Genomic DNA, 318 nt, shown 5'->3' on the forward strand with positions numbered 1-318 from the left:
AATTCATGTTTTGATATATTTATTGCACAAAATGATATCAAAATATACTAAACACGGGACTATTACACCTAGTATATTTAACAAACAACCATATATTATGCATGTAAATAATGCCTATTTTGATTAACTATTGAGGGGTTTTCTCTATATAGTTTAATAACATATCTTTTACCTGATATACGGCTGGTTGTATTTCTCCGTCATTTACATTGGCACCTGTTATCCAATAATATATCATTCCTGCATCAGAACAATCCCATTTGCCTTTTTGGAATTTTACAACATTATCAACCTCGGCAATCTTACCCATTAACCAAA

At 30.2% G+C, this 318-nt stretch carries 1 pseudogene; it reads right to left on the bottom strand.

The features are described 5' to 3' along the window. Positions 1 to 127: 127 nt before the first annotated feature. Positions 128 to 318 (bottom strand): annotated as a pseudogene (locus J8281_RS19425) (hypothetical protein); the annotation flags it as partial.

The organism is Aquimarina sp. U1-2 (assembly GCF_017897595.1).
Classification (GTDB): domain Bacteria; phylum Bacteroidota; class Bacteroidia; order Flavobacteriales; family Flavobacteriaceae; genus Aquimarina.